The organism is Shewanella sp. Isolate11 (assembly GCF_022398315.1).
Classification (GTDB): Bacteria; Pseudomonadota; Gammaproteobacteria; order Enterobacterales; family Shewanellaceae; genus Shewanella.
Genome location: NZ_JAKEVF010000001.1, coordinates 811,746 through 828,065, shown reverse-complemented (window position 1 = coordinate 828,065; position 16,320 = coordinate 811,746). Strand labels below are relative to the sequence as shown.

Annotated in this window: 14 protein-coding genes; 10 read left to right on the top strand and 4 right to left on the bottom strand. The window is 44.4% G+C overall.

All coding sequences use genetic code 11. The features are described from left to right. Positions 1-148 precede the first annotated feature (148 nt). Positions 149-1,480 carry a 23S rRNA (uracil(1939)-C(5))-methyltransferase RlmD gene (gene rlmD / locus L1D21_RS03635; RefSeq protein WP_239843861.1) on the bottom strand — a complete coding sequence of 444 codons (1,332 nt, stop codon included), beginning with the start codon at positions 1,478-1,480 and terminating at the stop codon, positions 149-151. Positions 1,481-1,578: 98 nt separating this feature from the next. Here rlmD and barA point away from each other — a divergent pair, with 98 nt between their 5' ends. Both barA and L1D21_RS03625 read left to right on the top strand, forming a co-directional pair. Further along, positions 1,579-4,374, top strand: coding sequence for a two-component sensor histidine kinase BarA (barA, locus tag L1D21_RS03630; protein ID WP_239843860.1), 2,796 nt, complete (start codon positions 1,579-1,581; stop codon positions 4,372-4,374). Further along, positions 4,367-4,966, top strand: coding sequence for a YjaG family protein (locus L1D21_RS03625; protein ID WP_239843859.1), 600 nt, complete (start codon positions 4,367-4,369; stop codon positions 4,964-4,966). Before barA ends, L1D21_RS03625 begins: the two co-directional genes overlap by 8 nt. A 279-nt stretch (positions 4,967-5,245) precedes the next feature. On the opposite strand, the gene L1D21_RS03620 is transcribed toward L1D21_RS03625, so the two are convergent. Further along, positions 5,246-5,758, bottom strand: coding sequence for an SCP2 sterol-binding domain-containing protein (locus L1D21_RS03620; RefSeq protein ID WP_239843858.1), 513 nt, complete (start codon positions 5,756-5,758; stop codon positions 5,246-5,248). 190 nt (positions 5,759-5,948) lie between these two features. Here L1D21_RS03620 and L1D21_RS03615 point away from each other — a divergent pair, with 190 nt between their 5' ends. Both L1D21_RS03615 and L1D21_RS03610 read left to right on the top strand, forming a co-directional pair. Beyond that, complete coding sequence (locus tag L1D21_RS03615; RefSeq protein ID WP_239843857.1) at positions 5,949-6,950, top strand: peptidase U32 family protein; 1,002 nt, start codon at positions 5,949-5,951, stop codon at positions 6,948-6,950. Between the two features lie 20 nt (positions 6,951-6,970). Continuing rightward, positions 6,971-7,852, top strand: coding sequence for a U32 family peptidase (locus tag L1D21_RS03610; RefSeq protein WP_239843856.1), 882 nt, complete (start codon positions 6,971-6,973; stop codon positions 7,850-7,852). A 12-nt stretch (positions 7,853-7,864) separates the two neighbouring features. On the opposite strand, the gene L1D21_RS03605 is transcribed toward L1D21_RS03610, so the two are convergent. Continuing rightward, entirely contained in the window at positions 7,865-8,587 is a 723-nt protein-coding gene (locus tag L1D21_RS03605) for a DUF998 domain-containing protein (protein WP_239843855.1), read from the bottom strand. A gap of 402 nt (positions 8,588-8,989) precedes the next feature. Here L1D21_RS03605 and L1D21_RS03600 point away from each other — a divergent pair, with 402 nt between their 5' ends. From L1D21_RS03600 to L1D21_RS03590, 3 genes are all read left to right on the top strand, one after another. Next, positions 8,990-10,345 carry a YjiH family protein gene (locus L1D21_RS03600; protein ID WP_239843854.1) on the top strand — a complete coding sequence of 452 codons (1,356 nt, stop codon included), beginning with the start codon at positions 8,990-8,992 and terminating at the stop codon, positions 10,343-10,345. Between the two features lie 349 nt (positions 10,346-10,694). Further along, a complete protein-coding gene (locus L1D21_RS03595) occupies positions 10,695-11,060 on the top strand; it encodes a cytoplasmic protein (protein ID WP_239843853.1) in 366 nt (121 codons plus the stop codon). Positions 11,061-11,167: 107 nt separating this feature from the next. Continuing rightward, positions 11,168-11,374 (top strand): hypothetical protein, encoded by a 207-nt coding sequence (locus L1D21_RS03590; RefSeq protein WP_239843852.1) that lies wholly within the window; start codon positions 11,168-11,170, stop codon positions 11,372-11,374. 65 nt (positions 11,375-11,439) lie between these two features. On the opposite strand, the gene L1D21_RS03585 is transcribed toward L1D21_RS03590, so the two are convergent. Then, positions 11,440-11,808, bottom strand: a complete 369-nt coding sequence (locus L1D21_RS03585; RefSeq protein ID WP_239843851.1) for a hotdog domain-containing protein — start codon at positions 11,806-11,808, stop codon at positions 11,440-11,442. 275 nt (positions 11,809-12,083) lie between these two features. On the opposite strand from L1D21_RS03585, the gene L1D21_RS03580 reads away from it, so the two are divergent. From L1D21_RS03580 to L1D21_RS03570, 3 genes are all read left to right on the top strand, one after another. Next, complete coding sequence (locus L1D21_RS03580; protein ID WP_239843850.1) at positions 12,084-13,580, top strand: alkaline phosphatase; 1,497 nt, start codon at positions 12,084-12,086, stop codon at positions 13,578-13,580. 14 nt (positions 13,581-13,594) lie between these two features. Then, complete coding sequence (locus L1D21_RS03575; protein WP_239843849.1) at positions 13,595-15,229, top strand: alkaline phosphatase; 1,635 nt, start codon at positions 13,595-13,597, stop codon at positions 15,227-15,229. 138 nt (positions 15,230-15,367) lie between these two features. Further along, complete coding sequence (locus tag L1D21_RS03570; RefSeq protein ID WP_239843848.1) at positions 15,368-16,267, top strand: hypothetical protein; 900 nt, start codon at positions 15,368-15,370, stop codon at positions 16,265-16,267. Positions 16,268-16,320: the final 53 nt, after the last annotated feature.

Sequence of the window (16,320 nt, the reverse complement as noted above, 5' to 3'; positions counted from 1 at the left end):
CACGTTGACTAAGCCGACACTTTATATCGAGATAGCTATCTACGTTCACGTCCACATTACTGATGAAATGACTATCTTGAACAATCTGACTTTATTGTCAATTAACAAAGGCTGAAAGATTGTTCATTTGTGGCCGTTTTCCTGGCTATTAATCCAATTCAAACAGCGCCATGGCTTCGATATGATGTGTTTGCGGAAACATATCAATCAGCCCCAATTTTTGCAGTCGATAACCTTGCTTGATTAATGGCGCACAATCTCGAGCTAAACTCACCGGATTACAGGAAATATATACGACAGATTTTGGCTTCATTTTCTTCAACCATTGTAGACTTTCAAAGGCACCGGCTCGTGCAGGGTCAAGCAAGAGTTTATCAATTCTTCCAAGCCATTTTTGATTAGAGATATCGGCACTCAAATCCGCATGATAAAACGCTACCTGTTCAACCCCACTCTGCTTAGCGTTGACTTTAGCCTGCTGTACCATAGCCATCACACCTTCGACGCCAACCACTTCGGCACCGGTTTTCGCTAATGGAATCGTAAAATTGCCTACACCGCAAAACAGATCCAGCACGCGCTCGCCCGGTTTAACATCTAGCCAATTAATAGCTTGCTCCACCATCTTGCGATTCATTTCGCCGTTAACTTGAATAAAGTTCCCTGGAGAAAAACTCAGCTGACATTGATTATCTAAACGATAAAATGGCAATCTTGCCTCGCCATTAAGCTGCTCAAGCTCGGCATGCTCATCAAGCAAAACCAGCTCCACCTTATGAGACTGGCCGAACTCGCTCAACAATTGCTTGTCCGACTCATCTAAGGCTTGGGTTATTCTAATCACCACTAAGGCGCCAGACTCGACGGCAATCAACTCAACATGGCCCAAGCTGCGTCTTGCTGACAATTGATTCAGGCAAACTTTTAAAGGGCTGATCAAGGTCGACAACTCAGCGGCTAAAACCGGACATTGTTCGATATCGATAACTTGATTGCTCGCCTGAGCGCGAAACCCTAAAGCCAAGGTTTTCTGGTCACGATCATATTGAGTCGCAAGACGAGCCTTGCGTCGATAATGCCATGGTTCACCCACTAGCGCTGGCTCCACTTCATCGGCTTGCATCTGGCCCATCTTATCGACCAAATTCACCAAAGCATTCTGCTTATAGTGACGCTGCATAGTTAAATCCAAATGCTGCTGATCGCAGCCACCACATTGTCCATAATAGGGACAAGCGGGTTCAACTCTATGACTAGAGGCCGTATTAATGTTTAACAGCTTAGCTTTAGCATGGCGCTTTTTCTGCTCAACCACCTGCGCTGTGACTTTTTCATCAGGCAAAGCGCCAGCAATAAAAACGATTTTACCTTGGTGGTGCGCAATTCCCGCGCCGAGATGATCTATATCGCTCACGTCAAACAGCTGCTTAGCCGCCATTTGTTTTGATTTATTGGGTTTAGGTTTAAAAAATTGTGCCATTTCGGCCTCTAAAACAATAAAAATACTAGTAAATACTGCACAAAGTCTGGCAGTCTAAGGTAACCTATATCTACCAAAGAACTGATTTAGCCAACGCCATGAATCGTACCGAAAATATGACTAAATACAGCTTAAGAGCTTGGGTTCTTGTGCTGGCGTTAGCGCCTACTATTTTGGTCGGTATTTTGCTTGGCAGTTATTTTACCATAAATCGCTTCTATGAGCTGGAACAAAGCTTAATCGAACGCGGCGGCAATATCATCGAGCCACTGGCTATTGCCGCGGAGATTGGACTTGAAACCAAAAACTTCGAAACCACCAAAAGACTCATCACCTCTGCTCAGTTAAACAAATCAAATTTGGTGCAATTTATTGCTATTTTCGATACCAACAATCGGGTTATCGTGACTTCGCATCACTATAAAAGTCATGAGTTTATGCGTTATAACAAGCCAATTGATTCACTCAACGCTACCGAGCTTGAACAGTTTGGCGACAGCATCATTCTGCGCAGTCCGATTTTCTCCAGTCAACGAGAGTTGATTGTCAGCCCCTATGATAATAATTCAACCGCCAACCAAGTGAACTCGGCTCGCTTGGGTTACATTGCTGTGCTGATCAACAAAGAAAATGCCCTACTGGAACAGCACCGAGCAGCTGTAGCCGCATTCATTATTGTGTTGATTGGGGTACAACTAAACTTATTGTTCACCTTCAGGCTGGTAAAAAATGTGACTAAGCCCATCACCGAGATGGTGCGAGTGGTAGCAAAGATCAGGGAAGGTAAACTCGACACCCGAGTCGATGGTAATTTGATTGGTGAGCTGGACTTGCTGAAACGGGGGATCAACGCCATGGCGGTCTCCTTATCGGATTACCACGAGGAGATGCAACAAAATATCGATCAGGCAACTTCAGATTTACGTGAGACCTTAGAGCAGATTGAGATCCAAAACGTCGAGCTGGATCTAGCGAAAAAACGTGCATTAGAAGCCAGCCGAATCAAGTCAGAGTTCTTGGCTAACATGTCTCACGAATTGCGAACGCCGCTTAATGGCGTAATTGGCTTTGCCAAGCAACTGTTAAAAACACCACTGCATTCCAGCCAGCAAGATTACATCAAAACCATCGAAAAAAGTGCCACTAACCTGCTGGATATCATTAACGACATCTTAGATTTCTCGAAACTCGAAGCCGGTAAAATGGTGTTAGAAAATATGTCATTTGCACTGCGTGAAGTGATAGAAGATACCATTTCACTGCTTGCCAACAGTGCTAAAGAGAAAGAACTTGAGTTGGTTATCGATATCGACCCCGACATCGATGACAATGTGTCTGGCGATGCGTTACGCGTCAGCCAAGTGCTGACAAACTTGGTAGGTAACGCCATTAAATTTACCGATAGCGGCAGCGTGCAGCTTAAACTCATGCTCACCAGCGAGACCTCGGATCAACTGAATATCCGCTGTGAAATTACCGACACGGGTATTGGCATAGATAAACATCATCAAAAGCAGTTATTTCAAGCTTTCGGCCAAGCTGACTCTTCGATTTCTCGCCGTTTCGGCGGTACTGGTTTAGGCCTGGTGATCACCAAGCGCTTAATCAATCAAATGGGTGGCCAAATTGGCTGTCTATCTAGCCCGAATAAAGGCTCTACTTTCTGGTTTACCCTGCCGTTAAAGCTGAGTAAATATCCGATAAGTCAAACCCTAGAAATTAACAAGCTTAAGCATAAATCGATTTTATTATTCGAGAGCAAGCCACTTTCGAGACAGGTGCATGAGAAGCTATTCAAACATTGGAAGATGCGGGTCACCAGCGTTACCAATCCAGATGAACTCGATGAGGTTTTCAGCCAACACCAGCACTTTAATTTCGCCTTAATCAGCTGTAAAGAGTTAGCCGAAAGCGCTAGTCTTAACGCCATTCTCAACCGAATAAAGCAGCTAAGTGATTATTCACTCTATCTGTGTACCAGTAACAATAGTGCTGCCAAGATAGGCATGTTCCAGCCCAGTGTCGATAAAGTCTTACACGCTCCTGTGGGTGAGCGTACTTTAGCTGTAGCCCTATTAAACCCTCATAAAGCGCCATTAGCAGCGCAGACAATTGAACCAACTGATGATTTACTCAGCCGCGAGCCATTGAGTGTGCTCGCTGTGGATGATAACCCTGCCAACCTCAAACTTATCGATACCCTACTGCGAGAACTGGTGACGCAAGTGACGGTAACCGATAAAGGTCAAAGCGCAGTTGAAATTGCCAAAACCCGTAGTTTCGATCTGATCTTTATGGATATTCAAATGCCTGGCACAGATGGCTTTAGTGCCACCAAACAGATCCGTGAGCACTCACTCAATCGCAATACCCCTATCATTGCGGTAACGGCACATGCGATGGCGGAAGAGCGAGAGCGTATCAATAAATCGGGGATGGATGGTTATCTGCCTAAGCCCATAGATGAAGCGGCACTTAAAGGTGTTATCAGCCGCTGGAAAGTGAAACCTAAGTTTACTCACTTCGATCTGCATACCCTTAATTGGGAACTGTGCTTAACTCAGGCTAATCATAAAGCGGATTTAGCACTTGAGATGCTACAGATGTTACTCGACTCCTTACCTGAAACTCGCAATCACCTTTCTCAGGCTCTCGATCAGTTAGACAGTCAAGCGATGATCTCGCATGTACATAAGCTGCATGGCGCAAGCTGTTATTGCGGCGTGCCGACGACACAGCGGCTTTGTAGGGAAATCGAGCAAGCCTTGAAAAAAGGCGCTAAGGTCGAAGATGTAGAACCGGAAATACTAGAGTTACTTGATGAGCTTTCTAAGGTAGAATCAGCAGCTAACCAAGTACTATCCCAGTTATCTATGGATGTGATCGATGAGTAATAAGCCCGGGTTTTTCAAACGACTAAAAGCGCTCGAACTTGAGCAGAAAAAATTATTTGCCATTGCGCTTTGCCAACGTATGTACCCCAACTACCAGCTATTTAGTGAGGTATGTGAATTTGGTGACCCTCAGGTACTCGACACCACGCTGAACTTGTTATGGCAATCTATGTATGACAAAAAGTTGAAGCTAAACATCGATCTTTATCTTGAACGCTTAGACCTTAATACTCCAGAGCCAAGTCAATTTGATGCTTATGGCGTTTATCCCGCAATGGACGCTGCTGTAGCGCTGACCGCTCTGCTAAGCGCCTTGCAAAGCAAAGTGGAAGACGACATCACCAATATCAGTAAACTCTCTTCAAGCACAGTGGCTAACTATATAGAAGCGACGATTGAAGAGGAAATGGAAGAAGAAGCCCTCGATGATTTCATCTTTAATCATGAGGTGATGCAAGAGGAGAAAGCCCTGCAAGCTTCACTGTTAGAGATTATCGAAGAAAATCCAAAAATCAGCGCAGAATTCGTTAAATCACTACGCAAAGAGATCATTCAATCGGGTGTATCGAATCTAGGCATAGCGCTTAATTAACGCTATTGTCCCGTCCTAATACCCAACAGTATAAAGATAAATCCGCTCAGCGAGAATTTAGCGCTTATGAGGAAAGGCCTTTAATTGCTCCTGCATTAAAGGCATTCACAACATCCCTGTTGATTGCCCTTAATTGCTCCTGCATTAAAGGCATTCACAACATCCCTGTTGATTGCAACAAGTGAAGCGCATAGTTGCTCTACGGTCAAACTCAATAGCACAGCTATCAGAAGTGCTAAAAACACCTTGAGTAGAGTACTTTTCTTATACTAATTGGTATTAAACCCATTTAGCATCGACTTGACGCTGTAATTGCAATAATAAGTTTGCTAGATGTTCAATGCTTTGTCTGACAACTTTAGGCATGGCATCAAATTCGATACTCAGCAGTAAGTTTTTCACTTCCAGCCCTAACTCGGTGTCGCCTTCGATAGCCAATTTACGTTGGAAAAATAGTGTGTCAGGATCTTCTTTAGCCGCCGCGATCAATACTAACTCTTTGGTTGGAGCACTAAAGGTCACTTCCGCATCCCCTTGCTCACGCACCTTGAACCGATTTTCGAAGCTCACTTCAAAACTTAAGTTCATGTCTTGAATTTCAATTTTTACCCAGCGCTGCTTAAGAAAATCAAGCTCTTCATCTGCGATCTGCTGAGCCATTAATTGATCGAGGATCTTTTCGATCACTCGTGCTTTAACACTAAATGGCACTATGGCTAACGGTTTAGCCATTGCCTTGGGACCATAACGCAGCACATTTTCGGCAACATTGGCTAGCACACTCTTTTGCATCAATAACTCTCCTACAGCAGGCCATTTTATTGCGCTAAATCGCCTGTGGTTTCAATCATAAGCTCAACAAATAAGCTCAAATAGACAAATATTTCATTTTAACTATTTTTCTATTCTCAAACCTGTTTTACATCAATATTTTGCTTATCAAATCCCATTACACTGCACACTTTTTGAGGAAAAAATCGCAATGGAACTCTTGTGTCCTGCAGGTAATCTTGCATCACTCAAAGTCGCGCTCAATGCTGGAGCCGATGCGATCTACTTAGGTTTGAAGGATGATACCAACGCCCGTTCATTCGCCGGTTTGAATTTCACGCCCAAAAAACTAACGCAGGCGGTCGAGTACACTAAACAACAGGGAAAGAAAATCTTTCTCACCATTAACACTTTCCCAAGCCCCAATGAAGAATCTCGTTGGTATCAAGCCATCGACTTGGCTGCCAATTCGGGGATTGATGCGCTGATCATGGCGGACCTATCACTACTCGATTACGCCCATAGCCGCTATCCTCATCTGCCCTTGCATTTATCGGTTCAGGCCAGTGCCACCAATGTTGGCGCACTCAACTTATACAAACGTGAATTCAATATCGAACGTGCCGTATTACCTCGTGTATTGTCGATGAAGCAGGTGCGAGACTTAGCCAAAGTCAGTCCAGTCGATCTTGAAGTTTTCGCCTTTGGCAGCCTATGTATTATGGCCGAAGGACGTTGCCATCTGTCCTCTTATGTTACAGGTCAGTCGCCCAATACAGGCGGCTCCTGTTCGCCAGCAAAAGATGTTCGCTGGCAAGAAGTAGGCGATAAGAGCCAAACCAGACTCAACAATGTACTCATAGATCAATCGAGTACCGATGAGCAGATGGGGTACCCTGTGGTATGTAAAGGTCGCTATTTCGCGCAAGATGAACATCAAGCGAGTCACCTATTAGAGTCGCCCACCAGCCTAAATACCCTCAGCTTGTTACCTGAACTGGCTAAAGCCAATATTGTGTCGCTAAAAATTGAAGGCCGCCAGCGCAGCCCCGCTTATGTCGAGCAAGTCACTCGCGTGTGGCGACAAGCCATCGACACCTATTTAACAGATCCAAGTGCCTACAGCAGCCAAATTCAGTGGGATCAAGCTCTAGCTAAAGTGTCCGAGGGACAAGTCACCACCTTAGGTGCTTACGAAAGAACATGGCAATAATGAATCCAGAAGGAACCCATATGAATATAGCCCTTGGCCCTCTTCAGTATTGCTGGCCGAAAGCCGATGTAACCGAGTTTTATCGACAGGTTGCTGACAGCAATATTCCACTGGTTTATTTAGGAGAAACGGTCTGTAGCCGTCGCCGCGAATTGAAATTCAAAGACTACATGAATTTAGCTCAGATGCTTAAGGAAAGCGGCAAGCAAGTAGTACTATCCACTCTGACTCTGATCGAGGCCCAATCGGAATTTAGCTTGATACAGCAGCAAGTCGATAATGGTGAGTTTATAGTTGAAGCCAACGATTTGGGCACAGTTGATATTGCTAAGTCACTCAACTTGCCCTTTGTTTGTGGCCCAAGCATGAACAACTACAATAGTGCGGTGTTGAAAAAGCTAGCCTCTTGGGGAATGCAACGTTTTGTGATGCCGCTCGAACTGTCGAAATTATGGCTCGAACAAATCATGGCAGAACTTGCCAGCAGCAATATTCAAGTGGAAGTGTTTGGCCATGGTTATATGCCGCTGGCACATTCTGCGCGCTGTTTTACCGCCCGCCATAAAGGACTCAGCAAAGATAGCTGCAACACCATTTGTATCGATTATCCCAAAGGCATGTTAGTACAGACTCAGGAGTCGCAACCTTTGCTGCGTTTAAATGGTATTCAGACTCAGTCGGCCAGTTTTATCGATCTACGGGATCAACTAGATGAAATGCAACAGCTTGGGGTCGATTACTTCAGGGTTTCGCCATCTTCATTCGCATCAATTGAACTGGCAAATGAATTGGTGAGTGGCAAATATTCTCGGTCGCTGAGTTCGGACGCTGCAGCACATCCTTGTAATGGTTACTGGTTTAATCAGCCCGGACTCGACTTCAAGCAGCGCACGTCACAATAATCAATATAAAGGCTAATCTCTTCTGGCTTCTCGCTGGCTCCATACCAGCGAGAAAACCCACAACATAAACATTAATAACGATAGCCACTCTAATAAGGCTGGCCACCATAAGTCGGGGCGAGGCTCAACCATGGTCATATCATGATAAAACCAACGCCCTTCCGCTACTAATCCCATATCCACATGTGCTAGCACAATAAATAGCCCAAAAACCATCACATTGGCCAGACAGAGAATAAGACTTCCTTTATTGGCAAAGCGTTTCGGCTGTTTGGTTTTTTGTACTAAATAGATCAAATAACTAGCAACACTCAAAGCGGCAAAATGGAAAAAATATTCCACACCAAATTTATGTAGGTGATAGACATTTATCGGAAATAACCCTGTAATAGCCAGCCCCAGCAAGGCGATAACGGCTAAGATTAAACAGGGGTACAACCATGGGTTATCGCTGTTTTGCAGTGAGAATAAACAAAACAGCACTAAACTCAGACTGCCAAAAAATAAACCGCCATTAAACACCACCGCTAATTGAGAATGGCCATACTGTCCCAATTCACTCAAACTGAAATTGAGAAAGCTAAACCCCTGTTGATTGAAATCGCTAAAGGCGAGATAGGCGATAACTAAGCCGATGAGGTGACCAACGAGCCCAAGCAAGCCAAATCTAAACGCGAGTTTCGATAATTTACGCTCTCTTGAAGTCATGATCCCTTGATGATTGCCTGATGTCATTTTCCTAACATATATCGAATCGTGATTTTCTGCAGCGTCCTGGCGCATATTTTTTTACTTTTAACTAAAATAATTCGTAACTTAAAATAACGAAATGCATAAATACGCGCGCAGTAAGCGAATATTTTCGATTATCGGTTTAGACATTAGTTGCACATAGACTGATTGTAATATCACAATCAAGATGCTTTACCTCTTGCTAATATGCCTCTGCGAGTTACCCGATAATGGCTTAAAGAATGTGACACTGTAGATTGAACTAAGATAAAGGTTTTACAACGCTTGATTTAGGCGGTAATCTGCCCCGCTCAAAGATGCAAAGATATTCATCGTAACCTTATTTTACGAATTTTTGATTAATTTGTTGCCGTTATATAAACAGCAAAATTTAGGGAAAATAAAGTGGCTGAAAAACAATCCCATAGTGTAAAAACGTTTCTAACTTTTCTGATCCCTTCACTGATCGGTCTATTGCTGTTTATGACGCCAATCAGTTATCAAGATGCGATCACCATTCCTATCGCTATTGTATCAAAAGCGCTGCAGAATTTACTCGGTGAAGCAATCACCCTTATCGTATCAGCCATTGTGGTATTTACCGCTGTAGCCACTCTGCTTTACAAACTATTCAAACCGAAATTTTTACTCAAGAGCGAGTTTGTCTATGCCCTACTTAATGTCAGTCCTATGTGGGCCATTATTCGAATCTTAGGTGCGATATTTATCGTACTGACATATTTAGGTATAGGCCCAGAAGCCATCCACTCAGGGGATACGGGGACCTTAGTGCTTAATGATTTGCTCCCCGTACTGTTTTGCGTGTTTATCTTTGCAGGAATGTTATTGCCGCTGCTACTTAACTTCGGCCTGCTAGAGCTATTTGGTACCTTACTAACCAAAGTCATGCGTCCAGTATTCAACCTTCCAGGTCGCAGCGCTATCGACTGTATGGCCTCATGGCTTGGAGATGGTAGTGTGGGTATCTTGATGACCAGTAAACAATATGAGTCACGCTTTTATACCCAAAGAGAAGCGGCGGTAATTGGTACTACCTTCTCAGCAGTCTCTATTACCTTCTCACTGGTTGTGATCTCACAGGTAAAACTAGAACATCTATTTGTGCCTTTCTATCTCACCGTCTGTTTTGCTGGGGTTGTCGCGGCTATCGTAGTGCCTAAGCTGCCACCGTTATCTTGGAAAAAAGATCATTATATCGACGATACACCACGCCATCCTGACGATGAAGTGATCCCACAAGGTAAAGGGGTATTTTCATGGGGTTTTGAGCAAGCCATGTTAAAAGCCGAGAAATCGGAAGGTATTGTCCATACTCTCAAAGACGGCTTAAAAAACGTTATCGACATGATTTTTGGTGTGATCCCCATCGTTATGGCCATAGGTACCATCGCCTTGATCATTGCCGAGTACACTCCGGTATTTGACTACCTTGGAATGCCATTTATCCCTCTGTTAGAGCTACTGCAGGTTCCTGAAGCCACAGAAGCTTCAAAAACAATTGTGGTAGGTTTTGCCGACATGTTTATTCCTTCAATCCTTGCCAGCTCGATTGAATCAGATATGACCCGTTTTATTATTGCAGCCATGTCTGTGACTCAGCTGATCTACATGAGTGAAGTCGGCGCATTACTGATTGGCAGTAAAATCCCGGTAAATATTGTGGAACTGTTTGTTGTCTTTATCCTGAGAACATTGGTGACGTTACCGGTTATTGCAGGTTTGGCACACCTGATTTTCTAAACCTCAAAATAATATTTCAAAATAATGCTTTAAAATAATGGACCAGAGCAGTTCGCTGCTCTGGTTTTCACTTTATTTACTACACTCGCCATTTTACTCTTCCCCCTAATCTTTAGATTAAGTTGTTGCTTTATTAAGCGATTACCATGTGAAGCCGATCATTGCCTAAGAAATGCGATCTAGCACAAGTTTATGTCACTTTAACTCATGCTAAAACAAGTTAACCACAGTCGTTAATTTCAATGTTGTAGTTAACCATGCAATTAAGAACGAATACGAATAACGGTTGACCCCGAAGAGAAGCAGTGCCTATGATGGCACCTCTATCCATAGCTTAGGTAGGTAATTTATGACAGCGATTTCCCATGTCTACAACTATACAGTTCGATGCCCGCATATTAAGGATCCCGCCCATCCCACCACATGGCAAAACCATGTCGAATTTAATGAATCATGTGAAATTGGCTTAAGTCGTATTACTAAATGGCATGACCGCTCCGGTCACCGTATTTTTGAACAAGATGGCTTTACGGTGAGAGAAGCCGATGGCGAAAGCTCCTATTTCTCGATGCAAAGTGGACGACTAAAAGGTGACGGCCATATCTTAGTCACCTTTAAGATCTATATGGATGACTCAACTAAAGACAGTTCAGTGCAAGAGATCATGGCCTATTTGATCAAGGACTATCAGCAACGACTCAGTAAGCTGGATTAGAGGTACATTAACCTGAAACTGAGCTTTAGCCTTGAGAAATACAGGGCTTTACTCAATATCATAAAAGGTTAAAATGGAAGCACAACTAATCTAATTTACACTGATATATGAAAATATTGATTGCTGCTTTTACCCTAGTTATTGCGATAACAGGCTGCGCCGAAATGAAAGAAGCGGGTCGTGATATCGGTCATGCGACCAAAGAAGTGACCACTGACATTGGTCATGCAACCCGTGACGCTACTAAATCAGTGGGTCACGCATCTCGTGATGCGGCTAAATCGGTAAAACAAGATCTCAGTAAAGAAAACTAAATTAGGCATATACCTGAGCGCTTGATTCATCAAGCGCTCAATCCTCCTCCACCTAGCTCTTAGACTTAGGCTGCATTAGCCCGCATACCATGAGGCTTAGGCAAGCCGGTTTCATCCACGTTAACAAAAATCATCTTATCGATAGTGACCACTGGCAATAGCGACATCTTATTGCGTACTTCACAGCGCACAGTGATCGAGCTGACCCCAGCACTGATCAATTCTAAGCCAAACTCAATCACATCCCCCTGCCTAGCGGGAGTCATAAAATTAATTTCCGAAATAATCTTGGTCACAATACTCTGGCTATTCATCTGACAAGCAGCAAAAATTGCCGCCTCTTCATCAATCCAACTTAATAACTGGCCGCCAAAAAGCGCATTAGCGGGATTAAGGTGTTCAGGTTTGATGAAACGTCGACTGTAAAACTTCATAACTAGGCCTCCTACATAATATTGATAAATCAACATCAAAAATTAAGCCAAAAATTAAAAGAGTTAATAATCAACACATTAAAATCAAACCTTTAATATCGACAGCACTGTTATGGTGCCAATTCGCACCAAATTCATACATTAATGGATATTTAGTTATGCCGATTCATATAACTGCAATATCGCTGACCCACCTTTGTCATACCCATAGATAACAATCCCTTCGCTTTATTTAAAACGCCAATTTTCAATCTACATAATGGATGATGAAAGTAATGAATTTAAACAAGTTAGCAGCGTTGATCTCGCTCAGTTTGGTTTCGGTGACCGCCCATAGCGCCGTATTACCCAAGGTACAATCCGACAGTACTTGGTTTCAGGATAGTGCCCAATTAGTCGAACAAAAAGCCAATCAAACCAGCCAGACTAAAGCAAAAAATGTCATCTTGTTCGTGGGTGATGGCATGGGTATTTCAACCCTTACCGCTGCGCGTATCTATCAAGGACAGCAGCAGAATGGTAATCAAGGTGGTGAAGAAAACCTCCTGAGTTTTGAGAAGTTTAATCACACCGCCTTAGTTAAAACTTACAACACTAACCAACAAACCCCTGATAGTGCAGGCACCATGACCGCTATCGCCACAGGGGTAAAATCTAAGGCTGGGGTAATTTCTGTGTCTGACACTGCATTGCGTGGTAACTGTTTATCATCTCAAGGAAATGAGCTCATCAGCTTGGTTGATCTAGCTAATGCTAAAGGCTTATCTACCGGCGTAGTGAGTACCGCACGTATTACCCACGCCACTCCCGCTGCAACTTATTCTCACACTCCAGAACGTGACTGGGAATCAGACAGCAACTTAACTGAAGAAGCCCGTCAAAACGGTTGTACCGATATCGCCTATCAAATGGTGATGCGCGATAGAGATAATGCCCTTACGGTCGCTTTAGGTGGTGGACGTAAAAACTTCCTGCCTAACTCTGTCACCGATGGAGAAAACAAAACCGGTGCCCGTGAAGATGGTTTAGATCTTACCCAAGCTTGGATGGATAACTTCGATAACGCCGCCTACGTGTGGAACCAAGATGAATTTGACGCTATCGATGTCGCCAATACCGACCACCTATTAGGCCTGTTTAATGCCTCACACATGGAGTACGAACTCGATCGTGCAAATGATGTTGGCGGCGAACCTTCACTTACCGAGATGACTCAGAAGTCTATCGAGATACTAAATAAAAACGATCAAGGTTACCTACTGATCGTCGAATCAGGTCGTATCGATCATGGTCATCATGCGGGTAATGCCAAACGTGCACTTGCCGATACCGTGGAACTATCAAACGCGGTACAAGCCGCCTATGACAACACCAATCCTGATGAAACCCTAATTTTAGTTACCGCCGATCACAGCCATGTGTTCACCATCGCAGGTTATCCAAAGCGTGGTAACCCTATTCTTGGTTTAGTTCATGGCGTCGATGGCTCGGTAACCACGGCATTGGATGGCAAGCCCTACACCACTCTTGGTTACACCAATGGTCCTGGTGCCATAGTGGCGAGTCGCGATGACTTAAGCTCTGTAGATACTCAAGATAACGACTTTATGCAGCAATCATTAATCCCTATGGGTAGCGAAACTCATGCTGGCGAGGATATCAGCTTACATGCGACTGGCCCTGGTTCAAACTTGGTTCAAGGGGTTATCGAACAAAGCGTCATTTTCCACATTATCAACCAAGCCCAACAGCTTGGCGGTACTAAGTACTAATTGGGAGCAGAAAGATGAATAAAACATTACTAGTACTGTCTATGGCAGCAATTTTAGGCTTAGCTGCTTGTGGTAGCGATGGCGACAAAGGTTCAGATGGCGTTGCAGGTGCAGCTGGAAGCGACGGCGCGAACGGTGATTCAGGTAAAGATTGGAGCTCGGTTAATCAATGGTATGTAGATGGCCAACATCGCGTCAGCAAAGCCGAGGCGATGACACCTAACAAGGATGCAGGCAGCGCGAAGAATATCATTCTATTCGTTGGTGACGGTATGGGCGTGTCTACGATCACAGCCGCTCGCATCTTAGATGGTCAGCTACATAGTAATACAGGTGAGGAAAACTCACTTTCATTTGAAACCTTACCGCACCTAGGTCTGGCGAAAACCTATAACGTTGACGCACAAACTCCTGATTCAGCAGGGACCATGACAGCCATGATGACAGGGGTTAAAACCGATGCAGGTGTGATTTCACAAGCTGAAGGGGTTGTGCGTGGTAACTGCGCCTCCGCCGCAGGGCAAGATCTGGTTACCGCCTTAGAGTTAGCCGGTATTGCAGGTATGTCCACAGGGGTTGTTTCAACGGCTCGAGTAACTCATGCAACACCAGCATCTACCTTCGCTCATGTACCCGACAGAGACTGGGAGTCAGACAGCAACTTGCCAGCAGAAGCTGTCACCAACGGTTGTAAAGATATTGCAGCACAACTGCTCGATTTCAATCAAGGTCAAGGCGTCAATGTGGTCATGGGTGGCGGTCGCCGTGAATTTATTCCCAACACCATGACAGATCCAGAAGGTAAAACAGGTAAACGCAGCGATGGTCGTGACCTCACTGCCGAGTGGCTTAGCCAATATACTAACGCGGCTTATGTTACTGACCGTGAAGCCTTCTTAGCCTTAGATACGACCAACACCGACCACGCATTAGGTCTATTTAATTCATCACACATGGATTATGACTATGACCGCGTCGAAGATGGTGTTCAAGGCGAACCCTCATTGGCCGAAATGACCGCTAAGAGTATCGATATCCTCAGTAAAAACGATAAAGGCTTTGTACTGATCGTTGAAGCGGGACGTATCGACCATGCTCATCACGCAGGCAATGCGGCCAGGGCCTTATACGATACTATCGCCCTATCGGACGCGGTTCGTGTTGCAATGGAGAAAACCTCGGAGGACGACACTTTGCTAATGGTCACGGCGGATCATAGCCATGTATTTACCATTGCAGGCTATCCAACTCGTGGTAATCCTATCTTAGGTTTAGTTAAGAGTAACGATGCACACGGTGAGCCTAGTATCACTAACTCTACCGATGCTAACGGTATGCCATATACGACTGTCGGTTATGCCAACGGCTTAGGTTATGCCTCATTAGCTATGGGGGGAGATGAGCGTTATATGTATGCAGCGCTTGCTGGACGTGTCGATCTTAACTACGTCGATACCCAAAGCGCAGGTTTCCACCAAGAAGCTGCGGTACCTCTGGAAAGTGAAACCCATGCTGGTGAAGATGTTGCTATTTTTTCTCGTGGTCCAGGGGCCAGCTTAATTGAAGGTACAGTCGAGCAAAATCATCTGTTCCATGTAATGAATTATGTTGGCGACTTAGTCAATAAAGCCGAAGCGGTGACGCCTTAACGGCTCAGGATGTTAGCGAGCTAAATCCATTAGCAGCCGGGCTATCTCGGCTGCTAATTTATAGCTAGCAATGCTTACAAAAGATAAAAACTATATTTTACAACCAGCTATTTCCACATATCAGGAGATTGATTTCCTATGGGTTTGCCTCACTCTTTGTCACAGCATAATACTAAATGGCTAATCGCTTGTTCCATATCAGCCATGGCCTTACTCAGCTATTCGGCTTTTGCTCAACTCGCTGATTCTGAACATGCTTCTAAATATGAGTCCAAACACGGCTCTGAACATAAGGCGGACGCTGCCGAAACGCGCTCCGACGACTCTATCAGCTGTCATAGCACACTCTCTGCGACCCAATACCAAGCCAGCTATCTTATTACCTCAACTTCAAAGCAAGCACCAAGTCACAATGCGGTCAACTTAACCCTGAGCCGCTTCAATGACAGCATAATCTATCAACATACTGCCGAAACTCTAGCCAGCGAAAACGCCCCGAATCAACAAGTCGCCACCAGTTTAGAAGCATGGAATAAAAGCGGTGAATATGTTCGCTATTTCCCCGCAGAAAAACGCTCGATTAGCTACCAACGTGGTGATCTGTTAGCACTGAATATTCATACCGACGTCGATAAACAGTTTCATTTAATCTCACAAGCCGAGCGCAACCAATTCACTCAAAAACGTATTGAGCAAGGCCAATGCTTTAGCGAGCAAGAGTTGCAGAATCATCAGGGGCAGCCGAGAGTCAATGTCACTTGGCTCACTGAAATGTCACTGCCCAAATCAATCACGCTACATCATGGTGAACAGGTTATTCATTATCAATTGACTCAACTTGTTCCTTTTAGCCAATCAGATTTTAAACAATTAACCTCAGGTTATCGTGATATGGACTTTGCCGATGTCGGCGACAGTGAATCTGATCCTTTTATCGCCAAGATGATCACCCAAGGGTTTATTCAACATGGTAGTTCAGGTTTCTACTCTGCCGATGGAAGCTCCCTTGAAGGCGGTAATCATGGCCATCATCATTAAACCCAATATCTAGTTCTACTGAAGCCAATTGAAGCATAACAAAGCCATCGCAA

Bases quoted from the DNA above. Each gene is read 5' to 3' on its own strand.
- L1D21_RS03610 (WP_239843856.1), top strand. From the start codon at position 6,971: ATGAATATAGCCCTTGGCCCTCTTCAGTATTGCTGGCCGAAAGCCGAT.
- L1D21_RS03605 (WP_239843855.1), bottom strand. From the start codon at position 8,587: ATGACATCAGGCAATCATCAAGGGATCATGACTTCAAGAGAGCGTAAA.
- L1D21_RS03585 (WP_239843851.1), bottom strand. From the start codon at position 11,808: ATGAAGTTTTACAGTCGACGTTTCATCAAACCTGAACACCTTAATCCC.
- L1D21_RS03570 (WP_239843848.1), top strand. From the start codon at position 15,368: ATGGGTTTGCCTCACTCTTTGTCACAGCATAATACTAAATGGCTAATC.
- rlmD (WP_239843861.1), bottom strand. From the start codon at position 1,480: ATGGCACAATTTTTTAAACCTAAACCCAATAAATCAAAACAAATGGCG.
- barA (WP_239843860.1), top strand. From the start codon at position 1,579: ATGAATCGTACCGAAAATATGACTAAATACAGCTTAAGAGCTTGGGTT.
- L1D21_RS03590 (WP_239843852.1), top strand. From the start codon at position 11,168: ATGAAAATATTGATTGCTGCTTTTACCCTAGTTATTGCGATAACAGGC.
- L1D21_RS03580 (WP_239843850.1), top strand. From the start codon at position 12,084: ATGAATTTAAACAAGTTAGCAGCGTTGATCTCGCTCAGTTTGGTTTCG.
- L1D21_RS03620 (WP_239843858.1), bottom strand. From the start codon at position 5,758: ATGCAAAAGAGTGTGCTAGCCAATGTTGCCGAAAATGTGCTGCGTTAT.
- L1D21_RS03595 (WP_239843853.1), top strand. From the start codon at position 10,695: ATGACAGCGATTTCCCATGTCTACAACTATACAGTTCGATGCCCGCAT.
- L1D21_RS03625 (WP_239843859.1), top strand. From the start codon at position 4,367: ATGAGTAATAAGCCCGGGTTTTTCAAACGACTAAAAGCGCTCGAACTT.
- L1D21_RS03575 (WP_239843849.1), top strand. From the start codon at position 13,595: ATGAATAAAACATTACTAGTACTGTCTATGGCAGCAATTTTAGGCTTA.
- L1D21_RS03615 (WP_239843857.1), top strand. From the start codon at position 5,949: ATGGAACTCTTGTGTCCTGCAGGTAATCTTGCATCACTCAAAGTCGCG.